This is a genomic window from Lactobacillus taiwanensis DSM 21401 (assembly GCF_001436695.1).
GTDB lineage: Bacteria > Bacillota > Bacilli > Lactobacillales > Lactobacillaceae > Lactobacillus > Lactobacillus taiwanensis.
The window spans coordinates 1-250 of record NZ_AYZG01000032.1 but is presented as its reverse complement, the minus strand read 5'-3'; the positions used below and the strand labels follow the sequence as shown (position 1 = coordinate 250).

Annotated in this window: 1 protein-coding gene; it reads left to right on the top strand. The window is 39.6% G+C overall.

From position 1 onward, the window contains the following. On the top strand, window positions 1-250 hold a 250-nt coding region (locus FD18_RS09750; protein ID WP_162257032.1), incomplete at both ends, for a hypothetical protein.

Here is a 250-nt window from a genome sequence, read left to right as displayed (position 1 = left end):
CTTTCACTCATGCTTACTGAGTTACTCAAGCTTTCACTCATACTTACTGAGTTGCTCAAGCTCTCACTCATACTTACTGAGTTGCTTAAGCTCTCACTCATTGATACCGAGTTGCTTAAGCTCTCGCTCATACTTACTGAGTTAGATAAGCTTTCACTCATTGACACTGAGTTACTTAGGCTTTCACTCATGCTTACTGAGTTACTCAAACTTTCACTCATGCTTACTGAGTTACTTAAACTTTCGCTCA